We start from the raw sequence: 17,990 nt of genomic DNA on the forward strand, positions 1-17,990 counted from the left end.
CGCTGAGTGGCACACTACTAAGCGTCTCTGTATCTTATTCCCGAACTCCCGTTTCAGTAATTTCAACTTGAGCTTTCACATTGATCGTGGCATTAGGATAAAAGTCTACCCATTCCTTTAAATCGAAATGATAATTTTTTGCTTTAACACGACTTCCAATTCCAATAGGGTCAATCTCTTTTTCTTGAAAGAGGGCAATCAGCCTATTTGCATCTGCCTCTAATTTTTTTGTTAAAGTTTGTTTGATTTCCTCTAATTTCTTTGGATCAATTTGTTCACCTGAATATTCATTTACTTTTCCTTTGAATTTGATTAAGAGATCTATAGCAGGCTTATTGGTTCCTTTTTCAATCGTGAATTTCGTTTGTGAATCTATATTACGTAGCACGGCAAATTCATCTTTCTCTTTTAGTTTAATTTCATAGGTGCCATGTTTAAATGGTTCAAGTAGAATTTTCATCACAAAAGCATCTGATAGATCTAATCTGTGCACATAGCGGTCTCCTTTAAACAAAGCAACTCCGTCCGCTTGTACATGTTGTTCGTCCTGTTTAATATAGGGGATGAAAGGGTCTCTTCCTTCTTCATAATAATACTTCATAAATAAATGGAAATTAGATTTTGGAATGTTCTGACGGTCCATGTTTTGTTCAATTAATTGTTCAATATACGTTGCTACTTCCATCTCAAGGGGGTAGGAATTACTTAACATCTCTTTTGTGGAACCAGACGTTAAGATGACGTAGTTTCTCATACCAATGGTAGCATCACGTGAGAATGTATCGAGTATAGGCATAATTCCCGTTTTTTCAGCAAGCTCCTCATTAAATAAAATGGAGTTGATTTTACCACTATGAAGGGGTCTGGAGGCTTGGGCATTTAACTCAAGCCTTGCATCACGGCTCGTTTGAGCAATTGCTGATATCACTTCACTTTCAATCGCAGTTTCTACTGTATAAACTGGTACACTGACTGTTGCCTCGATTCTTTCTTCATCATAATAATCATACCCAATCGAATGGATGAGTTGAATTTCATCTAATACTAATGTCTGTACGCAACCGCTTAAGAATAAAAGGGAAATTATATATATCATGAATTCTTTTTTCATTTATTTATTTTCCTCCTTACGTACAAGATTAATGCGAGTAGTGGGAGATAGAAAAAAGCGATATACATTCCGGTTTTTGAGACATTTGTATTTAGGAAGTCAACCTCTGCTCTTGTCGTAAAGTTAATGCTGACGATAAACGCAATCACACTGATCGCAATAATGCTTTTACGATGCGAAATATTGATCTGACGTTTAAGTGCACGACTTGCTCCCCATAAGCCAAGAGTAATATTAGGCATGACAACGAACATCCATGTGGCGATTCCTAAGTACTCAAATCTCTCAATGAAAGGGAGTTCAAGTACTTTCCACGCGCTAAGAGTAGGCCATATCGTCGTTGCTAATTGTTTTTCACTATAGAATACAAACGTGATAAGGGTAACCGTTAAGTAAATAAAAGTAGTGAACATAATAGCAAAATGAGCATACTTCTGTGATTTTCTCGGCTCCTGAATAAATGGATAAAAAACCAACAATAATTCAGGGCCGAGAAAACTTAAGGTCATCGCTTTTGTTGCCTCTATTTGAGAACTAAGAGTTGTATCGAATAAGGGCAATAAATTTCTAAATGTCGCAAATTCAAGTGGCGCTATAGCAGATAAAAAAAGAAAGAAAGGAACAACAACACCTAGAAAACAAACTCCTGCAACGACACGAAAACCACTGGTAATCGCATAATAAGCAACTAAAATAACACTTAATGACATCGCCCAAGTCGGTAAATCAGAAAAGATCCATATTTGAACCACTTCCACATATGTCCGCAATACCGTCATGGCTAGAAACGTTATATAAATAATAAATATGAAAGTGAAAAAGCCACCAATCCATTTCCCGAATGCATGTCGGTGAACGGAAACGATATCCTTATCTTTTTCATTCAATATTTGATACATCACCCATACAACAATATGAAACAGAACACCAGTTAATAAAACGGCCATCCACGCGCGATAACCGGCTATTTCACCTATATAACGCGTGAAGCCGAGAACACCAACCCCAACTTGCATCGAATGGATTAGGTAGAAAACGAGATAAGGAGGAATCATTAGCGCGGCTTTAGGCGTTTTTGAGATTGGGTTTGTGTCCATTACTCTTCCTCCTTTCCTTAAATACCTTCATCAATATCTTTTTTCTTTTTCGCTTTTTTCTTGTTAAATCGTACATTGTTCTTCGTTTGAAGGTGAATAGGGCGTTTAGATTGAAAGGGAAACGGTAATCTAAAAAAAGCATCTTTAAAATCAGCTAAGCGAGTTGGATATAAGGGAGCTAAATAAGGTCTGCCAAGTGAAGTAACCGTTAGTAGATGAACAAGCATAAAGTTAAATAGGATTGCCAACCCGATTAGTCCCCAAAGCTGCGCTGCGAGTATATAGGGAAAACGAATTAAACGAATTGTATTACCCATTCGATAGACAGGTGTAGTAAAGGATGCAAGCGCAGCTAAAGCAACGATAATTAAGAGAACGTTACTTGTTAATCCAGCTTCAACGGCAGCGGTACCGATAACAATCCCGCCTACGATACCAATTGTTTGCCCGACTTTGGTTGGAAGTCTAGCCCCAGCCTCTCTAAGCAATTCAATTGTAAGTTCTAAAAACAATGCTTCAAGTACAGGGGGGAAAGGGATGGCGCTTCTTGAGACGATTAGAGTAACAAGTAGATCTTGCGGTATGATCTCTGCATGATAGGTTAATACACCAACATACAAAGGAGTAGCGAAAATAGAAAACCAAACAGCGAACAGACGTATCAGGCGAAAGGCCGTTGCAAGATGCCAAGATAAAAAATAATCTTCAAATGCAGAGAAAAACTCTACTAAAGTGGTTGGGCCACTGAAGGCTTGAGGCGATCCATCTACTAATACCACAACTTTCCCTTCTGATAATAAGGCGGCAACCCGGTCTGGTCTCTCAGTATCGATAAACTGTGGAAATGGACTGTTCGATTGATCTTCAATCATTTGATTAATATAGGAACTATCATTAATTTGATCGAACTGGATCGTACTTACTCGTTCTACCATCGTGTTTACATTGTCATCATTGGCAATCGAATCAATATACAATACACAAACTCTCGTTCTGGAGAGGGACCCCACGATGAATTCTTTTATTTTTAAATCTGTAATAGGCAGACGTTTTCGGACTAGATTGAGGTTAGTATCAATCCCTTCAACAAAAGATTCTTTTGGACCTATTACACTAAACTCTACTTCTGGAATGGTGATTTGACGATTGTCTTCCGTTTCAATTCCAATAAGGATACAAAGTTCAGCATCCTCTACAAGTTGAATACATACATGCCCACGAGTAAGAGAATCTGCTACTTCCTTTCCATCTGACGTGAGCTTGGTTTCTTTTAGAGGAATAAAGGTTCGTAAATCCTCTGGAGTATAAAATTGATGATGTTGAATTTTTTCAATGACATCATCGTGAAGTTTATTTGTATCGATTAAAGTGTTGAAATAAGAAATCCAAATATTTTTATAAGGTGTGACGATTAATTCATGTTCAAAGTCGTTAGAACTTAAGCAATCTTCTATCACCTGGCTAATGGTGAGGGGTTCCTCGTCTTTTGTAGTTGGAATAGATAACTTCTTTTTCAGAGAAAACCAAGACATATTGAAATCCCTCCTCTCATTTTGTGCCCACTTCTCTTTAAGCTAGGAAACCTTTGTTTGGCGATTTCCTAATGATAGAACGATTGAGCGTAGGAGTAACCCAATCCCAAAGCCGACTAAATGAAATAAAATAGGTGACCATATGACCCCGAGGACATGATCAAATAATTGAAAGCTTCGTGAATAAATCACACCGATCGTTCCGATATATGCAGACACAGCAAATGGTATAAAGGCGTACTTTACATGCTTTCCACCTGCATCTCGATAAGCGTCATACATGGAAAATAAATAAACACAAGGGTAAAACATGATCCATTGATAATTCACCGTATCATTCGCAGCATGTCCATCTCCGTAGAAACTTGGAATAATAGCTAAGTTTAATTTGGCTTGCACATTAATTGTGAATTCTAATAAAACGAAAAAGACCCCTTTTAAAAATTTCTGATTGAGAAATTGTCCAAAACCGGGAAAAGCAATGCTCCAAAGAATTGCTTCCACTCTTTTTTCCTTACTCATTTGGAGGGTGGACCTTCTTATCATTCTTATTTATCAAGAGTATAGGCCTTATGTAAGTGCGATTCAGATATAATAAGTGTTCATTAAATGCTAACGCTTGGAGCGATCTCGTTGCATTCATATCCATTCCTCCGTCCTAACTAAGATATAGGTTATATTAGTGTTAGTTTGTCTTAAGATGATCTTTCTATCCTGACTTTATAGTTATCGATCGTGGTGATTACTATACAAAAAAGCATGAACCAATAAGGAATCGGTCCATGCTTCTTTGTTATTTGATATGATGTTTTGAATAAGAAACAGAGTTTGCAGATGGAATCGTCTCCCGTAAAAGTTGCAAGGCTTCAATGACATGATCAAGTTTACGCTCAAGTCGGTAGAGCAAGTATAACGTGACCATTACGGGAAAGCCGTATTCACTAATAAGTGGGATCCATATCTCCATAGTTGTCATGTTTATGGTGCAGGTAATTCAATCGTTTCAACTGCTCGTTCCGTGATTCGTGCGCCCCGGATACTCACAAAATCACCACCTGATGAAGTATAGACACTTTTTTCGATGACCGTGTTCATCACTTGGTAGATATCTTCAGGATTAACAGGTTCAATTGGATCTTCAATAGAAATGGATACTTGTTTTCCTTCTTGGTTTTCAAATAATAATTCTAATAGTCTAGCCATTGCTTCATCTCCTTTTTACTTTTAAACAAGTCTATAACTGTTATTACGTACTACTGCTTGAAGCGTGTGTTGCTGTAAGGTACCTAATGCAAGAGCCACTTCCTCAATCGCCTCATCTGTAGCCATTCCCTTGATGTTGTTAAAGCGTTTTTCACGGTAAATTTCATCTCCGAATAGGTCTGTTCCTAGATTGAATTGTAAAGTAATTCGCGTTTGCTGAGTCATATTATCACCTCCTTTCATGCTATATATAGCAAGTTGAAAATAAAAGAGGTGATGAAATTTTAAAATATAGGTAACACTTATAGAAATAGGTCCAAGTTATGTGTTTAGTCTGAAAACTTAAATTGAGGTTTCGTTTCTCTTATAAAATGGGTACACTAAAAGGTATACTTTTGGGATTAGAGGAAGAACGCGGGGAACTTTCCATATGCCTAGAAACTACTTATGAAGGGATGCGTATACATTACATGAACGAACAACACAATGACACGGCTAAACCAGGCAGCGTTTTAATCATTTCTGCAATTTTGGTGGGGCTCTTTGTTTTATGGGGAGCACTCTCTCCAAATACGCTCCAATCTGCTGCTGATAGTGGATTAGGGTGGATGATTGAAAATTTTGGTTGGTTTTATATGCTTTCCACAGCATTCTTTGTATTATTTGTTATTGCCATTGCATTAAGTCCTTTCGGAAAAATGCGTTTAGGTAAACCCGATGAGAGACCACAATATACATGGTATTCTTGGATTGGAATGCTTTTTGCAGCTGGAATTGGTGTAGGCTTTGTATTTTGGGGTGTAGCAGAACCGGTATTATATTACATAGACACTCCTATGGGGTACACTCCTGAAACCGAACAAGCAGCAGCTGCTGGCTTACGTTATGCTGTTTATCACTGGGCACTGCATCCTTGGGCTATCTTCTCCATTGTCGGTTTGACTCTTGCTTATGTTCAATTTAGAAAAGATCGACCAGCACTGATAAGTTCAGCTTTTTATCCGCTTATGGGAAATAAAGTGAATGGATGGGCAGGACGTTCAATTGATATCCTTGCTGTTATTGCAACATGTACTGGTGTTGCCACAACATTTGGGTTAAGTGCTTTGCAAATCACTGGAGGACTCTCCTACATATCGGCCATTCCAAATACGGTATGGACGCAAATTACTATCATAGCTATCGTTACCGTATTGTTTATGTTTTCTGCAGGCAAAGGTGTGGACAAAGGGATTAAGAAGCTTAGTAATATCAACCTTGCTGTAGCTGGATTATTATTAGTTTTTGTTATTATCGTTGGTCCTACATTATTTATTTTAGAAAACTTCGTCACAACTCTAGGGGGCTATATCACGAATGTAGCTTCGATGAGTTTAACAATGACCCCTTTCTCTGAAAGTACTTGGCTAGGTACAAATACAATCTTCTTTTGGGCTTGGCATATTGCATGGGCACCTTTTATGGGTCTATTTATCGCAAGGATCTCAAGAGGAAGAACCATTCGTGAATTTATGGCAGGAGTACTAGTTGTTCCTTCATTACTTGCCGTGTTATGGTTCACTACATTTGGGGGTACAGCCCTTAACCTGGAGATTGCTGGACAAGCTCCAATAGCAGACTTGGTTATGAGCAATGTAGAATTAGCCTTATTTGCGACGTTAGGGGAACTTCCGCTTAGTATGATCACGAGTGTGTTAGCGGTAATTGTGATCTTAATTTTCTTTATTACATCAGCTGATTCTGCATCGTATGTTCTTGGAGCTATGACGTCACATGGTAGTCTAAATCCTAGACTTTCAGTAAAACTGCTGTGGGGCTTTCTCATTGCCGGAACAGCAAGTGTACTATTAATCAGTGGCGGTGGAGGGTTAGATGCCCTTCAAACAGCTTCCATTATTGCCGCACTACCTTTTGCGATCATTATGATTGTGATGATTTTTTCAGTTCTTGTTATGTTAGGAAAAGACTACCAACTAGAGCGGAAGAAAACTCGTAAAAAACAGGTGAATGAACTTAAAGAGGAAATTCGAGAAGAGTTTCTAGATGACATGAAAGAAGAAGTGTATGAAGAGCTTCGTGAAGAAGTAAAAGAAGAAGTGATAGAAGAAATGAAAGTAGAAGTCTATGAAGAAATTAAAGAAGACCTTTATGAAGAGTTGAAAATCGATCAAGACAAGAAAAACTAAACAGGAAAGTCAAGAAGATACCAGAATTATTCTCGGCTTTTTCTATTTTCATGAGAAGTAAGTCCTTAAATGTGATATATATTTTTTTGAAAAAAGAGAAGAGATGAAAATAGGGTATAGTACAATAAGTAAAATAAAAAAAGTATCACTTAGGATCGAATGATGAATATTTGGAAAACCTATTGGAGAGGTTTATGTGGAGAAAAAGAAGCAAGATTACGAGTACAGTAATCTTGTTTCTTTCGTATGCAAGCATCCTTCAAGAAAACGTCACAATTCTAGACGTGGAAAGAAGGAGGCTTCACGTTTTCATCACAATATGATGCTACAATCGGTTTAACGAAAATAAAGAGGTGACTAAAATGAAACGATTAGTTGTTTCAATGATTACAGCAATGATGGTGGTAAGTGCATGTGGAAATTCAGAAACAGATGAGATGGAGATGGGTAACCATGATGAACTTGCTCCATTAGAAGTGCAGTTGAACGTACCAGAGCAAGCAGAAGTAGGAGAAGAAGTGCAATTCGAAAGCATTGTGACTCAAGGTGAATCCTTGGTAGATGATGCTGATGAAGTGGTGTATGAAGTGTGGTTAGAAGGGCAAAAAGAGGCAAGTGAGATGATTGAAGCAACTGACCAAGAAGACAATCACTATACACTTACACATTCATTTGAAGAAGATGGCATTTATCATGTCCAAACCCATGTAACAGCTAGAGGTCTTCATACGATGCCAACTTCACAAATCAAGATTGGAGAAGTGAAACAAACGGATGAGGCAGCCGTTCATAAGGAAGAAGATAAAGAGCACGCCCATGAAGAGAGTCATGACCATCACCATCAACATGCTGACGTTGAAATTGATATGGAAAAAACTGATCATACTGTTGTTTTTTCCATCCAAGTTGATGATGAAGTGCTTGAAAATGGAGTTGTTACCATTGAAATGATTCCGCAAGAAGGTAACCAACATATTTGGCTTGATACTGATGAGATCGGAGAGGGCAAGTATGAATTAAAAGAGACTGATGATTACTCAGGCCAATATGATGCAATCATTCATATTGAACGTGAGGAAGATCATCTTCATGAACATATAGAGGTCACACTAGACTTCTAAACAATAACCCCAGCCAACTTGGCTGGGGTTATTGTTGGTTAAGAGGCAATTTAATTGTAATCGTTGTTCCTTGGTCAAATTCGCTTTCTATCTTCATCGAACCACCATGCTTGGCTATAATGGCTTTGGAAATCGCTATTCCTAAACCTGTACCACCATACTTTCTTGTTCTGGCAAAATCAGTTCTATAGAAACGCTCACCAATATGTGGTAATGCTTCTTTAGGAATTCCAGGTCCGCTATCTGAAATAGATAGGGTTACAAAAGCTGTTTCGGATTGAGTCATTGTAATTGTGATGGTGTCTTCTTCCTTGCAATGGTAAAGGCTGTTCTGAATAAAGTTGTGTAACACTTGTTTTATGCGGTTCGGATCAATATTGGCTATGATTGATTCGTCACTTGAAAATGCAAGATTAATCTTCTTATGCTTTGCACTCGGTAAGTAGGAGGTGATTGTTTCCTCAATGAGAGTAGAGAGAACGATTGGTTGCAGCGTAAGTGGATAGGAATCACCTTGCAGTCTGGCTAAGTCAAGTAAATCATTGACGAGATTACCTAAGCGATCAGATTCATCATGAATAATGGATACAAATTCTTTCTGATCGGCACTTAAATCTTTTTCTTCAAGAAGAACTTCACTATAGCCCTTTACATAACTTAATGGAGTCCTAAGTTCATGTGAGACATTTGATAAGAATTCTTGTTTTCTTTCTTCTTCCTTTTGCAAAGCTATTGCCATGTGGTTAAAGGAGCGAGCTAGTTGCCCTAATTCATCATTTGTATGAATGGGAACCACAGTGCTGAAATCGCCTTCTGATATCTTTTGAGTTGCAAGTTGCATCTCATAAATCGGTCTCGTTAGATAATTGGTAAACCTTAATCCAACCATATAAAAGACGACAAATAGAACTAAGATGAGAAGCACGAGAATAGGTGTTGCGGGTAAGAACACTTCCTGGATGGTGGAGATAGGAACGTATACATAAAGGATGCCATCTAATACGCGATCTTCAACTAAAGGAACAATGACTGCTAATACATGACGGTCAAGACGTTCTTCATACCCCATTTTGATAAGCCGCTCGCCACTGAGTAGTTCTCGCCGTTCTTCTTCAGAAATAAACGTTTGATAATCGATTTCAAAAGGAAGGCATGCACTTAACTCTCTAGGGTTCTCTACAGCATAGACTTGTGTTTCAGAGACGTCGTTATGAGCTTCTGCTTTTTGGATAAACACCTCACTCAAACTTCCGGGTTGGTGGAGAGTAGCGAGCTCATTTCCAAGGGTGAGGAGCCGGTCCTCTTCTGCCTTTACATACACTTCTTGATAGATATAAGAGATTAATAAAACAGAGAGCAGGATTGAGCCATAGGTGAAAATCAAAAGAAAGGCCCACACTTTCTTGTGGAAAGACCATAATCGCCAGTTCATTCGTTTTCCACCAATTTATAGCCAATTCCCCAAACAGTTTGAATCAGATGACCATAGGGTTTAAGTTTCATTCGGAGAGTTTTAATATGGGTATCCACCGTTCTCTCGGTTCCCTCATATTCATGTCCCCATATAGAGGTGAGGAGATGCTCTCTTGAAAAGACTTGGCCTTGATGTTGAATTAAAAAGAAGAATAGGTCAAATTCTTTAACCGTTAATGAAACCATTATGTCATCAACCTTTACACTTCTTGCTTTGGGCGTAACTGTAATCCCATCAATAATAATCGTATGGTTGGCTTGATTTGTTTCAAATGCGCTCTTATGTAGACCGTTCGTTCGACGAAGAACAGCTTGAATTCGGGCAATTAATTCTCCTTTACTAAATGGTTTAACTAAATAGTCATCTCCTCCCTTAGTCAGCCCTTCGATTCGATCTTTCTCATCTGAAAGTGCGGTTAAAAAAATGACAGGGAGGGTAGATGTACGCCTCAGTTCTTTAACGAATTCGAACCCGTCCATTACGGGCATCATGACATCCACTAAAGCAAGGTCCACATGATATTCAGTTAATAGAGTGAGAGCCTCTTGTCCATCATCGGCGAACAAGACATCGAAGCCTTCTTTCTTTAAATGAATGTCTAAAAGGCGTTGCATCGTTTTTTCATCTTCAACAATTAATATAGTCGTGCTCAAGGATGAGACGCCTCCTCTCGAATAGTCAAGTGTATCGGTCCTTCTCCTACTGTTAGAGTAGTTAAAGAGCTAACAGTATCTAAATCAAATATCTCAACTGTATTACTATCATATCCCGCAACAAAGAGATACGAATCAGTTGCTGCCATTGAAAAAGGATTGGCAACCGTATCTGTTGTATACGATACTTCGTTTGTATGCGGGTTGATCAATCGGAGTTGATTAGAGCCGTGGCTAAGCACGAGAACTTCATCTGTATGAGGTAAAAACGCAACAGGCATTGTTGGTGCATAAATTTGATTCATGCTTTCTTCCTCATCGATTGCGATCACTTCTACATAATTCGTTATATCCGTTCCTCTCCCGTGACCTCCAACCCAAGCAAGGGTTTCATCAATTAAGATCATGTCAGTTGCTCGGTCGATACTTGGTAAGGTCCTGGACAATGTGAGCGTCTCTAGGTCAATAACAGATATCGTTGCTTCTTCGTAATTTAATACATATAATTCATCTCCACTAGAATAAAGATGCTGAGGAGAATTGCCAACCGCTATTTCTCTAAGTCGTTCACCATTTGTTGAGAAAGTGGTGATTATATTCTGGTCACGTTGAGTAAGGTAGATAGTGTCCCCTATAATAATTGCATCATCGATACCTGAATTCACTTCCCAGGTTTCTAGTTGAGTCCCTGATGATAGTTCGTATACATACAGCATTGACGATGTGGTGCTATATGTTAAGAGCCGGTCATGATCTACTAATAATGTACCAGTCACAGGGTGGGGGGTGTCCCACGTTGTAAGGGTGGAGTGAGTTTTTCCATCTATAAAACTGATGCTTGAATCAAAAGCATTAGAAACAATAACAAGTGAATGATCTTCACTTATTCCATCAAAGGTTGAAGGATTGCATCCACTAAGTACACATAGAGTAGCAAAAACGAACAACCTCTTAAAGAACGTAGACATATGATCCCTCCTTTTATCTAAAGGTACTTATTCATTAATATATACCATAGATGTGATGAAAGAGTGAAAAAGCACGCATTCACTGCGTGCTCCTCTTCTTCTAATTAATAACTCCATGTGTAACAATCTCTGCCTTGATATGTGCATGCATTTCAATATTCGGAAATACTTCTTTCCAATTCTCATTCTTTTTCCAAATGTCTCTATGGTAGGCCATTAATTCTCTACCAATTCCTAAGGCATCACAATTTGCTTCAAGGAGTTCCTGCATCGTTCGATTGGCTACTTCTTGAAAATGTTCCTGAAGTTTCGTGTTTAACATCACAATCGTATCTCGTTCATAAAAGGTATCTTCAGGATATTCAATAGCATTTAACTTTAATGTGAGGTTTACATCTGCATGTACTTTACCTGAAGGGTCTTCCTTTACAGTTAATGCGTGATCAAGATTTGTGACCTGTACAGTAATATAGTTATTGAGTCTTGGGTTTTTATCGTTAGTAACCTTAACTGTGAAGTTAGCGTCTCGTTTAAATTTATTCATCAGCAAAAGGAGCATGGTGCTCTCTTCGGTGCCGATTATACTACTCATTTTCCGTTCATTGAATAAAGCGATCTGATTAGCATGAATTTCTTGCGAGTCTTCTCGTATATTTAAATAAGGTAGAATGACATCTTGACCCGGATCAAATAAGATTGGGCACATAAACTGAATGTTCGTCTTAGGGAGGATCGTCGCTTGTTCTCCGGCATCGATTAAGTCACGTATATATTCACTAATAAGTGGTTGATTTTCTATTTGCAGGTCTAGATACGGTGCTGCATTTCCTTTTGTGATCGCAATGCTTGCATTTAATGGGCTACGAGGGTCTCGGTAAAAAACATCTACATATGAATAAATATCTGTTTTTGCCGCATCCTCACTTATTATGATCACCCTCGTTTTAGCCGCATCAAGCCGACCAGACACTTCTTGGTCAATCCGAAGCCTACTTTGTCGAACTGTATTTCCGATGGCTGATACAATTCGTGCACCTGGTGATTGCTGCACCCCTACTTCAATTTTAGGAATTGAGACGGTCGTTTTAACTTGACCATCCTCTTCTAGATCAAATGCGCCACTATAGATGAGCTGAGTGTCTTTTAAATAATGACTATCCCAGCACCCACTCATAATAATGATACAAAAGAGTAATAGGAAACATCTTTTTATCATGAGGGTACACCTCTTTTTTTAGCTTGGTCATTTTTCTGTTCTTTACGTTTGAAGGTGATCGCTACGAGTAAAATGAAAATCGGAACAAAAAAAGAGAAAATGGTTCCTGCATTTCCAATGACTCCACTAATCGTTGCGATACTTAATACGTTGTGGGGTGTAACACTGAATACAAAAATCAACACAGCGATAATGAATACAAATGGACTATGGCTTGATTTATTAAATAAGGAGGCAACCCCTAAGGAAGCAATATAGAGGTAGCCTATAAATGATGTCATAACTGAGACGATCCAAATAGAGATGAAGATTAAGTCAGTTCTTTCGACTACAACAAAAGAGAACGATTTGATTAGGTACAAAATGGGTTCAGGTACAAAAGCGAGTTCTTCTGGGCTAAAAAAGAGATAACAGACGATCGCTAAATAAGCATAGGTGAACGTAACAGTTGCATTAGCTAGTGTTGCTGCTTTTACTTTTTGTTTAAGAGATCCTTCTGTTGAAGAAAACAAAATGATAAATAATTCAAAACCAAGCAAGGATAACATCGCTGCTTTCACACTCATTACAATATTGGTGACTCCTGTGTGACCGATCGGTAAGATATAGCGTACGTCTATATGGGTAAAAGCTGTAAAGGTTATGGCGATGATAAGAACCATTAATATCGACACTACTACGTGAAAGCGTGCAATGATTCGAACGTTTTCTTTTGCTAAATAAGTAGCAGTAAGAACAGCTAAGCCTATTTTGATAGATTGAGGTGTATTTGGAAACGCCCATATATCTAATATTGAGCTAAAAAGAATTAAAATTAATATACCTACACTAATAAAGTAAATGATGTGGAGAAAAGTAAAAAATTTACCTAACCATTTTCCGAAAACGCCTTCTAAAATCTCGTATAAATTCAAAGTTGGAAAGCGTTTCGCTAATAGCATAAATACAAAAACCATAACTTGTACGAGGACGCCAGCTAGGATAATTGAGATCCACCCATCCGTTTTAGCACCAGCATCAAAAACAGAATAAGGCATCGAAAGCACGCCTACTCCTACTTGTGTTTGGATTATAAATAAGGCGAGCTGACCTGGTGTAATCGTCACTTTCGTTGATTGCTTCATTTCTTTTGCCACCTTCTTGAATACCCTTGCTGTTTAGACTTAATAGGCATGTAAGCGGTTGGTTTCAGATTCATCAGCCATACTGGCAAGCGTAGAAAGGTATCTTTTAAGTCCTTCCGTTTAAATGGAGCGATTGGTGAAAAATAAGGGATACCAAATGATTCTAATTTACATAAATGAATTAGAAGAATCATTCCTGCAAATGAAATACCCAAAAAGCCAAATGTTGCAGCAGCAAACATAAACGGGAAGCGCAGGATCCGCACTGAGGTATTCATTTCTGTCGAAGGAACGACAAAGGCTGCGATTGCTGTTAGTGCCACGACGATAATCATAATGTTGGATACAAGTCCTGCCGTTACAATCGCATCGCCAATTACGAGACCGCCGACAATTCCGATGGTTTGACCGATCGGAGACGGGAGCCTGACCCCGGCTTCACGTATTAATTCGATCGTCAGCTCCATAACAATCGCCTCGATAATTGGCGGATAAGGAATTTGTTCTACGGAACTTTTAACCGGGAGCACCAAATCATTTGGAATAACCTCAAAGTGAAAACCAACGACTGCAATGTAGATGGCTGGTAGTAAAATAGCGATTAAAAAGCTTAAAATTCGAATCATTCGATAAAACGTTCCAACATAGAAGCGACTATTATAATCATCCGGTGATTGATAAAAAGCGAAAAACGTAATAGGAGTAATGATGGTTGTTGGACTTCCTTCGATCATGATCGCCACTTGACCATCCATTAGTGCTGCCATTGTTCGATCAGGTCGTTCCGTATTGAGTACTTGTGGAAAGGGAGAAAATGAAGAATCCTCAATAAACTCTTCAATGAAACCAGGACTGAACGTCATGTCCATTTCAATCGAGGAGATTCGCTTTTCAACTTCTTGAACAATTTTAGGATTGGCAATGTTTTTCATATGTAGCACAGCGACAGACGTATTGGTATCCGTGCCAACCTTATAATAATGAATAGCGAGACTCTGGCTTGAAATTCTTCGCCTAATAAGATGAACATTCGTTCCGAGATCCTCAACAAACCCTTCATGAGATCCCCTTACAACTTTTTCATTCATTGGTTCTGACGTGTCACGTTTGATCACACTTAAAGTATCAAGCAGAAAAATCATTTCGAACTCATCAATTAATAAAACCGAGCGGCCTTCTAGAAGGCCCTCGACAACTTTGTTTTGTGAATTCGTCGGAACAAAGGTCGCTGCATGATCAATCATGTTACTTAATGATCTCTGGCTATCGAAGGCTGAACCAAGCATGCGTTCCACTTTTTCAAAATCGGTAATTGAGCTTAAGTAATAGAGGGTTGCTTTTTTATCTTCAATCTTAAAATTACGTTTTTGTAAATCTCCTGCATCCTTAAACGTGTTTTCAATGAAATCTTGATTTTTAATCAGTAAATTGGACGTTTTTTTTGAGGACGACTGCTGAGGCGAGTTAGCATTCGCTTCACTTTTTTGTCCTTTTTCAAGTTTTAATCGTGTTAAGCGTTTCACTAAGCTTCACCGTCCTTTCATCCAGCATTCGCTCGTTTTATTCCTTTTTATCATTTGCAAATATGGTGAAAACATGCAGAAGTGGATGTCATCAGTTGATGAGAGTTAAAAGATAATGAAAAAGTATTAAAAGAAGGAAATGGAGGAAAGTGAGAGTATAGGGGAGAAAACAGACGGTAAAACATAATATCATACGCTTACATAAGACTTCTAAAAAAGTGATAATCATGCTACAATATCTCTCGTTATAAACGGACCCGGCTTTCGTGAGAGTCGAAAGTCAGAAAGAAGAACGATCTATGACAATAGAAGAAAGAGGTGTCAGATGAACACACAAACATGGAAAGAAAATTGGTTTGGCAATATCCGTGGTGATGTGATGGCTGGTCTAGTAGTAGCACTTGCATTAATTCCTGAGGCGATTGCCTTCTCGATTATTGCTGGGGTAGATCCGATGGTAGGGTTATATGCATCATTTTGTATCGCTGTGGTCATTGCATTTGTCGGTGGACGTCCTGGAATGATCTCTGCTGCAACTGGTGCGATGGCTTTATTAATGGTGACGCTCGTGGCAGATCACGGCTTACAATACTTACTAGCGGCGACAGTTCTAACGGGTATTATTCAAATTATTTTCGGTGTATTTAAGTTAGCGAGGTTTATGAAGTTTATTCCACGCTCTGTTATGGTTGGTTTCGTAAATGCGTTGGCTATCTTAATTTTTATGGCTCAATTTGAGCAGTTTGAAGGTGCTACATGGATGATGTATGGACTTGTAGCAGCAACCCTAGCGATCATTTATTTGCTCCCACGAGTAACAAAAGTTGTGCCTTCCGCATTAGCGGCAATTGTCGTTATTACAGCGATCGTTATTTTTATGAGCATCGATGTTCGTACAGTAGGTGACATGGGGGCATTGCAGCAGGCATTACCTATGTTTTTAATTCCGCAAATTCCTTTGAATTTAGAAACATTAATGATCATCTTACCTTATTCATTAGCTCTAGCTATTGTAGGGTTACTTGAATCATTACTAACAGCGAACATTGTTGATGACATGACAGATACTGATAGTGATAAGAACAAAGAAAGTCGTGGACAAGGGATTGCGAATATCGTATCAGGATTTTTCGGTGGGATGGCAGGTTGTGCGATGATCGGACAATCTGTTATTAACGTGAAATCTGGTGGTAGAGGTCGTCTTTCAGCTCTTGTGGCTGGTGTTTTCTTGATGTTCTTAATTATTGTATTAGGTGGACTTGTGGTTCAAATTCCAATGGCGGCGCTAGTAGGTGTCATGTTCATGGTTGCATTTAGTACTTTTGATTGGGGTTCAGTGCGCCATATTCATAAAGTACCTCGTACTGATGCTGCAGTTATGATTGTGACAGTCGCTACTGTTGTATTTACCCATAACTTAGCGATTGGTGTTTTTGCAGGAGTTCTTTTAAGTGCGATTTTCTTCGCAGCAAAAATATCAAAAGTTGACGTGATTAAAGAAATGGATCAAGTGAATGCAAAAGTGATTTACCGAGTGAAAGGTCAAATCTTCTTTGCTTCCGTTACAGACTTATTAACGAAATTTGATTATAAAGAAGATGTAAAAACTGTTGAGATTGACTTCAGACAATCTCACTTATGGGATGATTCAGCCGTTGGAGCATTGGATAAAATTAAGGCTAAATTTGAACAGCAAGGTATTAAAGTAAATCTTACAGGTATGGATCATGATAGTACAGAACTCGTTTCAAAAATGAGTGGCGTCGGTTCAGGTCACTAAAGCTTTATCAAAAAAGCAAGGGCCCTTCATGTAGAAGGAGACCCTTGCTTTTTTTTGTTTAGGTTGAAGTTTCGAATCACTAATGTAAAGAATGTTAGAGCAAATATACTGATGATAGTTAGTCCAACGATAGATAGAGATAATGTATTCGACAAAACACTTACAATCATACAGATGTATAAAATGCCAAGTAACTTTTTCATTCGCGCTTCATTAAATAATCTAGTCGCCCGAGCGCCTATCGGGGCACCAAAAAATGTACCGATAATTAAGGCGATCCCGATCCCATAGTTAAGGGGACTTGAGAGGCTGTAAGAGATCAGACCTGCTGAAACAATAAAGACAACAGATGCTAAGCTCGTACCGACAGCTTGACTAGCCTTCATGCCAAGCAATGCAATGAGAAGAGGTACGATGAAGAACCCACCACTTACTCCTAATGCAGAAGAGATTAACCCAGCACCAAGACCAATTAATCCTGCAAGAATAGCAGGAGAAAGTTTTTTCTTATTCGTAGGTTTTTCATTTTTGCGTTTATATAGCAATGAAAAGGCAAAATAACTTAACAATACTATGTAGAAAATGGAAATGACGGCTTCGGCAAGGCCAAGTTGATCAAGGTGAATCATAAGAGGGTGAGCAATTTGCGTACCTATAATCCCTGTACAATTTATGATAATAACATAATACCAATTAATGTTTTTTAAACGAAAATGAGATATGGCTCCAGATATCGATGTTCCTAGTGAGAGCATCAAGCTCGTACCGATAACAGTCGTAGGTGGAAGTCCGACCATTAATAATAGGGGAGTAAGGATAATTCCGCCGCCTATTCCAAAGAAACCTGAAAACACACCAATTGCTATTCCTAAAAAGATAGATAAAAGATATTCCATAGAGACCTCCTTACCTCTATTATAGCGGATATTTATGTCATGCAGGGCTCAAGTTTCGAATCCTCCCGTGAAAAATGTCATAAGAAAGAGAAATATGACTAATGAA

At 38.5% G+C, this 17,990-nt stretch carries 17 protein-coding genes; 3 read left to right on the plus strand and 14 right to left on the minus strand.

Annotated elements, in window-relative coordinates; all coding sequences use genetic code 11:
• Positions 1-34: 34 nt before the first annotated feature.
• The 7 genes from RYX56_RS02395 to RYX56_RS02425 all read right to left on the minus strand — a co-directional run bounded on the left by RYX56_RS02395 (position 35) and on the right by RYX56_RS02425 (position 5,168).
• Entirely contained in the window at positions 35-1,111 is a 1,077-nt protein-coding gene (locus RYX56_RS02395; protein ID WP_317120537.1) for a Ger(x)C family spore germination protein, read from the minus strand.
• Positions 1,108-2,208 carry a GerAB/ArcD/ProY family transporter gene (locus RYX56_RS02400; RefSeq protein ID WP_317120538.1) on the minus strand — a complete coding sequence of 367 codons (1,101 nt, stop codon included), beginning with the start codon at positions 2,206-2,208 and terminating at the stop codon, positions 1,108-1,110. The genes RYX56_RS02395 and RYX56_RS02400 overlap by 4 nt, the downstream gene beginning before the upstream one ends.
• Positions 2,209-2,225: 17 nt before the next feature.
• Positions 2,226-3,740 carry a spore germination protein gene (locus RYX56_RS02405; RefSeq protein WP_317120539.1) on the minus strand — a complete coding sequence of 505 codons (1,515 nt, stop codon included), beginning with the start codon at positions 3,738-3,740 and terminating at the stop codon, positions 2,226-2,228.
• Between the two features lie 42 nt (positions 3,741-3,782).
• On the minus strand, positions 3,783-4,262 hold the full coding sequence (locus tag RYX56_RS02410; RefSeq protein WP_317120540.1) for a hypothetical protein: 480 nt from the start codon (positions 4,260-4,262) through the stop codon (positions 3,783-3,785).
• 271 nt (positions 4,263-4,533) lie between these two features.
• Positions 4,534-4,707, minus strand: coding sequence for a YvrJ family protein (locus tag RYX56_RS02415; protein WP_317120541.1), 174 nt, complete (start codon positions 4,705-4,707; stop codon positions 4,534-4,536).
• A gap of 11 nt (positions 4,708-4,718) precedes the next feature.
• Positions 4,719-4,943 (minus strand): DUF2922 domain-containing protein, encoded by a 225-nt coding sequence (locus RYX56_RS02420; RefSeq protein WP_317120542.1) that lies wholly within the window; start codon positions 4,941-4,943, stop codon positions 4,719-4,721.
• A gap of 21 nt (positions 4,944-4,964) precedes the next feature.
• The gene (locus RYX56_RS02425) at positions 4,965-5,168 is read right to left on the minus strand and encodes a DUF1659 domain-containing protein (RefSeq protein WP_317120543.1); all 204 of its coding nucleotides are present in this window, start codon (positions 5,166-5,168) and stop codon (positions 4,965-4,967) included.
• A 245-nt stretch (positions 5,169-5,413) separates the two neighbouring features.
• Here RYX56_RS02425 and RYX56_RS02430 point away from each other — a divergent pair, with 245 nt between their 5' ends.
• Positions 5,414-7,129, plus strand: a complete 1,716-nt coding sequence (locus RYX56_RS02430) for a BCCT family transporter (protein ID WP_317120544.1) — start codon at positions 5,414-5,416, stop codon at positions 7,127-7,129.
• Positions 7,130-7,491: 362 nt separating this feature from the next.
• Entirely contained in the window at positions 7,492-8,250 is a 759-nt protein-coding gene (locus tag RYX56_RS02435) for a FixH family protein (protein ID WP_317120545.1), read from the plus strand.
• A gap of 28 nt (positions 8,251-8,278) precedes the next feature.
• Here RYX56_RS02435 and RYX56_RS02440 read toward each other — a convergent pair whose 3' ends face one another.
• The 6 genes from RYX56_RS02440 to RYX56_RS02465 all read right to left on the minus strand — a co-directional run bounded on the left by RYX56_RS02440 (position 8,279) and on the right by RYX56_RS02465 (position 15,208).
• Positions 8,279-9,682, minus strand: coding sequence for a sensor histidine kinase (locus RYX56_RS02440; RefSeq protein WP_317120546.1), 1,404 nt, complete (start codon positions 9,680-9,682; stop codon positions 8,279-8,281).
• Positions 9,679-10,338, minus strand: a complete 660-nt coding sequence (locus RYX56_RS02445; RefSeq protein WP_500660126.1) for a response regulator transcription factor — start codon at positions 10,336-10,338, stop codon at positions 9,679-9,681. The genes RYX56_RS02440 and RYX56_RS02445 overlap by 4 nt, the downstream gene beginning before the upstream one ends.
• Before the next feature lie 35 nt (positions 10,339-10,373).
• A complete protein-coding gene (locus RYX56_RS02450; RefSeq protein ID WP_317120547.1) occupies positions 10,374-11,345 on the minus strand; it encodes a YncE family protein in 972 nt (323 codons plus the stop codon).
• 100 nt (positions 11,346-11,445) lie between these two features.
• Positions 11,446-12,561, minus strand: a complete 1,116-nt coding sequence (locus RYX56_RS02455; RefSeq protein ID WP_317120548.1) for a Ger(x)C family spore germination protein — start codon at positions 12,559-12,561, stop codon at positions 11,446-11,448.
• On the minus strand, positions 12,558-13,685 hold the full coding sequence (locus RYX56_RS02460) for a GerAB/ArcD/ProY family transporter (RefSeq protein WP_317120549.1): 1,128 nt from the start codon (positions 13,683-13,685) through the stop codon (positions 12,558-12,560). Before RYX56_RS02460 ends, RYX56_RS02455 begins: the two co-directional genes overlap by 4 nt.
• Positions 13,682-15,208, minus strand: coding sequence for a spore germination protein (locus RYX56_RS02465; protein WP_317120550.1), 1,527 nt, complete (start codon positions 15,206-15,208; stop codon positions 13,682-13,684). The genes RYX56_RS02460 and RYX56_RS02465 overlap by 4 nt, the downstream gene beginning before the upstream one ends.
• A gap of 325 nt (positions 15,209-15,533) precedes the next feature.
• On the opposite strand from RYX56_RS02465, the gene RYX56_RS02470 reads away from it, so the two are divergent.
• A complete protein-coding gene (locus RYX56_RS02470) occupies positions 15,534-16,988 on the plus strand; it encodes a SulP family inorganic anion transporter (protein WP_317120551.1) in 1,455 nt (484 codons plus the stop codon).
• A gap of 26 nt (positions 16,989-17,014) precedes the next feature.
• Here RYX56_RS02470 and RYX56_RS02475 read toward each other — a convergent pair whose 3' ends face one another.
• Positions 17,015-17,884, minus strand: a complete 870-nt coding sequence (locus tag RYX56_RS02475; RefSeq protein ID WP_317120552.1) for a sulfite exporter TauE/SafE family protein — start codon at positions 17,882-17,884, stop codon at positions 17,015-17,017.
• Positions 17,885-17,990: the final 106 nt, after the last annotated feature.

Source organism: Alkalihalophilus lindianensis, assembly GCF_032843265.1.
In the GTDB taxonomy this organism is placed as follows: Bacteria; Bacillota; Bacilli; order Bacillales; family Bacillaceae_D; genus Alkalihalophilus; species Alkalihalophilus lindianensis.

What these genes read in the sequence shown, in the direction of transcription:
- RYX56_RS02395 (WP_317120537.1), bottom strand. Translation starts at nt 1,111, where the DNA reads ATGAAAAAAGAATTCATGATATATATAATTTCCCTTTTATTCTTAAGC.
- RYX56_RS02400 (WP_317120538.1), bottom strand. Translation starts at nt 2,208, where the DNA reads ATGGACACAAACCCAATCTCAAAAACGCCTAAAGCCGCGCTAATGATT.
- RYX56_RS02405 (WP_317120539.1), bottom strand. Translation starts at nt 3,740, where the DNA reads ATGTCTTGGTTTTCTCTGAAAAAGAAGTTATCTATTCCAACTACAAAA.
- RYX56_RS02410 (WP_317120540.1), bottom strand. Translation starts at nt 4,262, where the DNA reads ATGAGTAAGGAAAAAAGAGTGGAAGCAATTCTTTGGAGCATTGCTTTT.
- RYX56_RS02415 (WP_317120541.1), bottom strand. Translation starts at nt 4,707, where the DNA reads ATGGAGATATGGATCCCACTTATTAGTGAATACGGCTTTCCCGTAATG.
- RYX56_RS02420 (WP_317120542.1), bottom strand. Translation starts at nt 4,943, where the DNA reads ATGGCTAGACTATTAGAATTATTATTTGAAAACCAAGAAGGAAAACAA.
- RYX56_RS02425 (WP_317120543.1), bottom strand. Translation starts at nt 5,168, where the DNA reads ATGACTCAGCAAACGCGAATTACTTTACAATTCAATCTAGGAACAGAC.
- RYX56_RS02430 (WP_317120544.1), top strand. Translation starts at nt 5,414, where the DNA reads ATGAACGAACAACACAATGACACGGCTAAACCAGGCAGCGTTTTAATC.
- RYX56_RS02435 (WP_317120545.1), top strand. Translation starts at nt 7,492, where the DNA reads ATGAAACGATTAGTTGTTTCAATGATTACAGCAATGATGGTGGTAAGT.
- RYX56_RS02440 (WP_317120546.1), bottom strand. Translation starts at nt 9,682, where the DNA reads ATGAACTGGCGATTATGGTCTTTCCACAAGAAAGTGTGGGCCTTTCTT.
- RYX56_RS02445 (WP_500660126.1), bottom strand. Translation starts at nt 10,338, where the DNA reads ATGCAACGCCTTTTAGACATTCATTTAAAGAAAGAAGGCTTCGATGTC.
- RYX56_RS02450 (WP_317120547.1), bottom strand. Translation starts at nt 11,345, where the DNA reads ATGTCTACGTTCTTTAAGAGGTTGTTCGTTTTTGCTACTCTATGTGTA.
- RYX56_RS02455 (WP_317120548.1), bottom strand. Translation starts at nt 12,561, where the DNA reads ATGATAAAAAGATGTTTCCTATTACTCTTTTGTATCATTATTATGAGT.
- RYX56_RS02460 (WP_317120549.1), bottom strand. Translation starts at nt 13,685, where the DNA reads ATGAAGCAATCAACGAAAGTGACGATTACACCAGGTCAGCTCGCCTTA.
- RYX56_RS02470 (WP_317120551.1), top strand. Translation starts at nt 15,534, where the DNA reads ATGAACACACAAACATGGAAAGAAAATTGGTTTGGCAATATCCGTGGT.
- RYX56_RS02475 (WP_317120552.1), bottom strand. Translation starts at nt 17,884, where the DNA reads ATGGAATATCTTTTATCTATCTTTTTAGGAATAGCAATTGGTGTGTTT.